Raw genomic sequence first — 7,255 nt, forward strand, 5'->3', positions numbered from 1 at the left:
AAGTCCCTTTAGAGAGTTACTTCAAATGACCTGCATTGTGAAGCTCTCTGTCTTTTTCTGCTGGCGGTGTCCACTGATACTGCCACGTCTCAGTCAGCGGCTGCCCGTTGGCTTCCAAATGAACATTTAAGTTAATTGGTTTAGGCTCACCTTTCGGCGGTACCAGATCAAACATCGCACGATAACCATCAATGGAGTGCAATGGGCGAGCGGATTCAATTTCGACTCTGCCTTCAGAAGAAGTAATCACCGCTTTCACTTTGGTGTCATTGCCTAACATAGACAAAGAACCACCCGCGAAATCAACTACAAATCGCTTGCTGTAATAGTGACGCTTCTTACCAATTACTCCGCCAATACCTGTGAAGGTGTCCACGACACGAGCACGGTTAGATTGCACAGGAGGCTTACTTCCCCAGTACATGTTATAGCTATAAAGCAACTCTTGACCCGCTTCAACCGGAGCCGCTGGATTCCAGAAAGCCACGATATTATCGAAGGTTTCATCTAGGGTTGGAATCTCTACCAATTGCACAGAACCTTTACCCCAGTTACCAATCGGCTCAATCCATAAACTTGGGCGTTTTTCATAGAAAACACCGTCATCCTGATAATGATCAAAGTTACGGTCACGCTGCAGCAAACCAAAGCCTTTTGGGTTGTCATCACTGTAAGCATTAAATTGTAAGTTTGCTGGGTTACTTAAAGGACGCCAGATCCATTCACCATTACCTGTTTGCATTGCAAGACCATCAGAATCGTGGATCTCGGCACGCCAATCGTAATTTGTTCTACGATCATTTTCACCGATCATAAACATACTCGTCATAGGCGCAACACCTAAACGTTCAACCGATTTACGGGGATAAATAGCCGAATCCACTCGCATTTTGAACGGTTCGCCTGGAGTCATATCAAAGCGATAGGCCCCCGTCACACTTGGAGAGTCCATTAACGCGTAAACTGTAACCACATCAGAACCAGGTTTTGGTTTCTCTAGCCAAAAGTCGGTGAAGGTCGGAAACTCTTCAGGATGAGGCATAGCGGTATCAATTGCCAAACCACGAGCGGAAAGGCCATATTGCATTTCACTGCCAACTGCACGGAAGTAACTCGCACCTAAAAAGGCGACAACATCGCGCTGCCAGTCAGTAGCAAACTGCATTCTAAAACCAGCAAAGCCGAGGTCTTTTGGTAATTTCTCGCCATCTACTCCAGATTTACCATAAGTAAACTCAGAAGGCATATAAGGAATCGGTGTCGACTTACCATTTTCAAGCTCATTCATATGAATGGGCGTATCAAAACCTAGGCCTAGGTGGAAAAGCCCGGTACGGAACTCAGACTTTTTATCGTGCCATAACGCAGCGTCTTTATTGAATTGAATTTCTTGATAATCATCCCAGTCTAACCCTTTTAAACTATCGGGCATTTCGCCTTGATGACTTTCATAGGACTTAGTCGACAATTGACGAGCATAGCCTTTCAACCAAGCGTAATTAAACTCTTCACCTTTTTTAGGTTGAGCAATAGAAGCTTGTGAGGATGGTGAAGACTCAGGCTGGGATTGTGCAGCACAAGCAGTAAGGCTAAACAACACGCCAACGGTCAATAAAGACCGACTTGCTAAACGTTGCAAGGTACTAGACACATTTTTTTTCCGGGATTTTCGCAACACCTGCGACCCGACCAAGTTGGAATCCTTCATGGACTCTGAAAAACAATGAGGAAGCATAGAACATGACCCTATCAGCTAAAAAGTTGGTACCTATACTAGCGAATTACAGCGGTGCCTAGTGTTCAGATAGAGTAAATATTTAATACATTTATATGGATAATTTAGGATATCACCTTACTCTCGACCTAAAATCTATTTTCATCGACAGTTTTCACGTCATGAAATTATATAGCTCACAGCGTAATAAATGTGGATAAGCGCCCAAGTTATTCACATTAAAACGCTTAATTATATTTTTGTAGTAAAAAAGACCATCTTAGATGCGTAGAGCTGACCAAGTTAATTACATAACAATACAGAGTATCATCACATGCTATACATCCGACAAAGCAAATTGGGGTTAAAATATCCAGAGAAAAGACGTAGCGATGTGGTTTATACAGCACTCACTCAGCTTCTTTATGTAAGAGTAGTAAGAAATTAAGGTGGAAAACAATGATACATCCATGGGTAACAATATTAGGCTATTTCCTAGCTCTATGTTTTTTACTCACATTGATATACACCTACATCAAAACACAATCTAAAAACCGTGCTCTTATTAAAAAGCTAGAGCATACCGAACGCCATAAAAAGCTGCTAACATCATCGCTAGACATGCTTTCCGATCCTATTTGGATCAAAGACCAAGACCATACCTATATTTATTGCAACGCGGCATTTGAGCAATTTTCTAGTCTCTCAAAACAAGAAATAATCGGCTATAAAGATGAGGAACTTCTGCCCACACATCCTCAGTTTAACCAAAGCGTTTTCCTCACCATCACCTCAACTCAAGAAACAGGAAAAACCGAAAAATACATTGATTCTCCCAGTGGGCACATCGATTATTTTCAAGTGAGCATCACGCAGGCACACGACATAAGCACACAACGCTTTTCGTTCGTTGGCCATGCGCAAAAAATAACGCCCTTTAAAGAAAGGGAGAATGAACTGGTCGATGCTGAAATTCTGGTCAATGAAGCGTTAAAGCTAACTAAAGTCGGAATATGGGAATGGAACGTTAGCCAAGATATCTGGTTCGCTACGCCATCCTATTTCACCATGCTTGGCTATACTCCTGTTGAAGGTGTGGCAGATAGAAAGGCTGAACTGGAAAAAATACACCCAGAAGATCGTCAACATGTTTTAGACACTATAAACAGTATTTTAACCAGCACAAAAGGACCAAATTACTACAAATATCAAGCTCGCATCAGACATGCAGACGGCAACTATCGATGGATTGGTGTACGTTGTATCGTGACTGAATTTGATCAAGAAGATAAGCCTGCTCGCATGCTCGGAGTGCGAATCGACATTGATGAAATCAAAAGCGCACATGAACAAATTGAATGGCTAGCGCATCACGACTCATTAACCAAACTTCCTAACCGAGTCGCGCTCAATAAAACATTCCATAGAATCATCAAACCTAATGTAAAAATAGCGTTACTATTTATTGATTTAGACCACTTCAAAAATGTTAACGATACACTGGGTCATTGTGTAGGAGATCAGCTACTACTGACTATCGCAGACAGAATGCGAGCTCTAGTTAATAGTATTGGTTACGCGGCACGGCAAGGTGGTGATGAATTTATTATTCTACTGCCTGCAGAAAATGACGAATACCTAATCGAAAAAATCTGTGCTATCAAAGACACTCTATCCGCACGCTATACTATCGATCAAAATCAATTTTTTATCTCACCGTCTATCGGCGTGAGTCTATACCCGCAAAATGGAGAAGATTTCGATACCTTGTATCAGAGAGCAGATACAGCCATGTATCACGCCAAGCATACAGGTAGAAATCGATACGCCTTTTTTACGGAAGAAATGCAAGTCACCTCTACACGAGCGCTGACATTAGGCAATGCGCTGCATGATGCCTTAGAACGACAAGAATTCTCCCTACACTACCAGCCACAAGTTTCGCTCGAAACCGGAGAAGTCATAGGCGCAGAAGCACTTATTCGATGGCATAGCAAAGAGTTGGGGCATGTTAGTCCAGGAGAGTTTATCCCTCTTGCAGAAGAAAACGGACAAATTTTACCAATCGGAGAGTGGGTTTTAAGAGAAGCGGCACGCCAATTACAGCAATGGATAGAAGAAGGGGTTACACCAGTAAGAATAGCAGTAAACCTATCTTATGCTCAGTTTCAAGCAAATGACCTTCCCTCTGTGGTGGCAGAAATACTCAGCGAATACTCAGTACCGTCACAATACTTAGAACTTGAACTTACCGAGCACATTGCGACAAAAAATCCAGAGCATACGATCACCATATTAGAGTCCTTTCAAAAGATCGGTATACACACATCGATTGATGATTTTGGCACAGGCTATTCTTCTTTAAGCTACCTACAACGCTTCCCCGTTTATAAACTCAAAATAGACCAGTCTTTCATACGTAGCATGACTGCCAATACCAATGATCAAGTCATCGTTGGCACTATCATTCTACTCGCGCAACAACTTGGTATGGGCACGATTGCGGAAGGCGTGGAAACAAAAGCGCAACTTGATATGCTGAAAAATATTGGTTGTGATGATGCTCAAGGTTATTACATTAGCCGGCCTATTCCAGCAGAAGAATTTAAAGTCGGCTTTTTACAGAAAAAGTAGATACTTATTTCTGTTGAAAACTAGCCACTAAAAATTAACGCAATAATCACAACAATACACACCCCCTTCTGGCACTCACTCCAACTTGCCTATAAAATCCCCGCACTTAAACCATTCATCAAGGATTCTAACTATGAAAAATGCCGTCTTAGGCATTCAAATGCTGTTTGTTGCATTTGGGGCTTTAGTGCTCGTTCCGTTATTAACGGGATTAGATCCCAACGTTGCGCTTTTCGGTGCAGGTGTTGGAACACTCTTATTTCAATTAACCACACGCAGAACGGTTCCAATCTTTCTTGCTTCCTCTTTTGCGTTCATTGCCCCCATTATGTACGGCGTTCAAACGTGGGGGATCCCTGCGACCATGGGTGGATTGATAGCAGCTGGTTTTGTCTATGTTATTCTCGGTGGGATTATTCGTCTCAAAGGCGCAGGCTTTATTCATACCCTATTACCACCGGTTGTTATTGGCCCAATTATCATGGTGATCGGTTTAGGACTAGCGCCTGTTGCCGTCAATATGGCGCTAGGCAAAGCTGGAGACTCACAAGTCATCGATCCCAATATTTCTATATGGATTGCTCTCGCCTCTTTACTTACTACGATTCTAATTAGCGTATTCGCTAAAGGCCTATTTAAATTATTACCCGTTTTTGGCGGTATTATCGTTGGTTATGCCCTAAGTTTATTTTTCGGCATAGTCAATTTTGACCCTATCTACAATGCAGCATGGTTCGCTATGCCAAACTTTAGCGCTCCTGAATTCAACATCAATGCGATCTTGTTCATGCTACCGGTTGCCATTGCCCCAGCAGTCGAACACGTAGGCGATATCCTTTCTATCTCAAACGTGACTGGCAAAGATTATCTTAAGAAACCTGGATTACACCGTACAATCACGGGCGATGGGGTCGCAACAATGGCCGCAGCTATGGTGGGCGCACCACCAAACACAACCTACAGTGAAGTAACTGGTGCTGTAATGCTCACCAAAGCATTTAACCCTGTCATCATGACATGGGCAGCCATTGCGGCCATTATCCTCGCTTGGGTTGGAAAGTTAGGGGCTGCCCTACAAACCATTCCACTTCCAGTCATGGGCGGCATTATGATCCTATTATTTGGCTCCATTGCTGCGGTAGGCTTGAATACTCTAATCAAAAACCAAGTCGATCTTCATAAGTCTCGCAATCTAATTATCGTTGGCGTCACACTGGTATTTGGGATTGGCGGTATGGCATTTGGTATTGGTGAATTTAGCCTTCAAGGCATCAGTCTATGCGGCATCGTTGCGATCACATTGAATCTGATTTTACCGAAAGACATCGGTGACAATCACATTGTTGATAACGCGCAAATGGAAGACTAATTTTTTCATATATAAACCGTTAAAAGAAAGCGGCCCAAAGTGGGCCGCTTTCTTTTACAATAAAAATGCTTCTAGAAATAATAGGCTAAGCAAGCATCGGATAGGTAAATAAAAATAAGTGTAAAACGTTCAGCGTAAAATGACAGAGAATAGACCACTCTATTCTCTTAGTTCGATGAAAAATATAGCCATATCCTAACCCTGCGACACCAGCAACAAAGACATACTCAACCCCACCGGCAATATGAGCCAAACCAAAAATTGCAGCAGAAAAAAATGGCGCTATTAATAGAGGCAACTTTCCCTCCAACCAAGCCGACAACCCTTTTTGTAGAAAGCCTCGAAAAAATGCTTCTTCAGCCACACAAGTAAACAGCAGATTAATAGCGAGGAAACTCAACCAGAAACTAGGTAGCTTCAATTCAACTTGAATTAACCCTAGCAGAACCGCCAACCCCAAAGCTAAAAAGAACGTCGCAATAGCTATAACTAGCGACTCTTTAGGCATCTGAAGATTATGGTAATAATCAACTTTTACTTGTCCGCCAAAAAAGTACCCCAACAAAAATAAACCTGCCAACCCCTTATCAAAATTTGCATAGAGACTAAAAGGAATTGCACCGACACTCACTGTCTGCTTTGTCACCACTACATCGTTATAAAAACCTGGTAATAAGTGCAGAGCGAGTGCTAGAGAAAAAGCACCAAACAGACACACAACCGCCCTACGAAGCCAAACGCGCTGCAATGTTAGCGAACTAAATAAAAGTCCAGAATACGCTAAAACAGCAATAACCCCCTGAATATCAAGAACCTTTTCTAGAAATCCAGATATAACTGTCGCTAAGCAAGCTAAACACCACAGAGGCATCTTTGTAATTAAAGGCTTATATGGAATAAAAACCAATAGGATGGATAATCCAAGCAGATAAAAAGTCACAACAACCCTTTTGTATAAGAGATTAATAAAAAAACAAATAATACAGTTGGATCAGTTAGGGATACAGCTATTGCTGCATACCATCCCAAGAAGTACATCTAGATAGTGCTTCCCAATGCCATTTGGCGTCCTGAGCTAGTTCCTACCGCACATCGCTTAGTGACATGAATCCAAAAGTAGTAAAGAGATAGATGACTTTGCATTTCTTAAATACACTTTCTCCAGACGAAAAAAAAGCCCTGACAGCGTAGCTATCAGGGCCTTCTTAATATAAAGCTTGATGATACTTATCCCCTTTATCCCCTTGTGGGACGACCTACTCTCACATGGGATCTCCCACAATGCTTATACTACCATCGGCGATGGCGAGCGCCCGCGGCTTGCAAAGAGTCACTTCTGAACGCCTGTGGCGAGTAAAAAGCGGGATGGGATCAGGTGGTTCAGTCTCTTCGTATTCGAGTTTTCTCCAGACGAAAAAAAGCCCTGACAGCATAGCTATCAGGGCCTTCTTAATATAAAGCTTGACGACGACCTACTCTCACATGGGATCTCCCACACTACCATCGGCGATGGCGCTTTTCACTTCTGAGTTCGGGAT

The 7,255-nt window shown here is 42.5% G+C and carries 4 protein-coding genes and 1 rRNA gene; 2 read left to right on the forward strand and 3 right to left on the reverse strand.

All coding sequences use genetic code 11. The features are described from left to right. Positions 1 to 16: 16 nt before the first annotated feature. On the reverse strand, positions 17 to 1,651 hold the full coding sequence (locus tag AC2A4J_RS18565) for an OpgD/OpgG family glucan biosynthesis protein (RefSeq protein WP_484177039.1): 1,635 nt from the start codon (positions 1,649 to 1,651) through the stop codon (positions 17 to 19). Positions 1,652 to 2,173: 522 nt separating this feature from the next. On the opposite strand from AC2A4J_RS18565, the gene AC2A4J_RS18570 reads away from it, so the two are divergent. After that, entirely contained in the window at positions 2,174 to 4,348 is a 2,175-nt protein-coding gene (locus tag AC2A4J_RS18570; protein ID WP_484177040.1) for a sensor domain-containing protein, read from the forward strand. A 133-nt stretch (positions 4,349 to 4,481) separates the two neighbouring features. Beyond that, the gene (locus AC2A4J_RS18575; protein WP_484177041.1) at positions 4,482 to 5,717 is read left to right on the forward strand and encodes a uracil-xanthine permease family protein; all 1,236 of its coding nucleotides are present in this window, start codon (positions 4,482 to 4,484) and stop codon (positions 5,715 to 5,717) included. Between the two features lie 85 nt (positions 5,718 to 5,802). On the opposite strand, the gene AC2A4J_RS18580 is transcribed toward AC2A4J_RS18575, so the two are convergent. Next, positions 5,803 to 6,657 carry a lysostaphin resistance A-like protein gene (locus AC2A4J_RS18580; protein ID WP_484177042.1) on the reverse strand — a complete coding sequence of 285 codons (855 nt, stop codon included), beginning with the start codon at positions 6,655 to 6,657 and terminating at the stop codon, positions 5,803 to 5,805. Between the two features lie 519 nt (positions 6,658 to 7,176). Next, positions 7,177 to 7,255, reverse strand: a 5S ribosomal RNA gene (rrf, locus tag AC2A4J_RS18585); the annotation flags it as partial.

This window comes from Marinomonas sp. ATLA20, assembly GCF_057180105.1.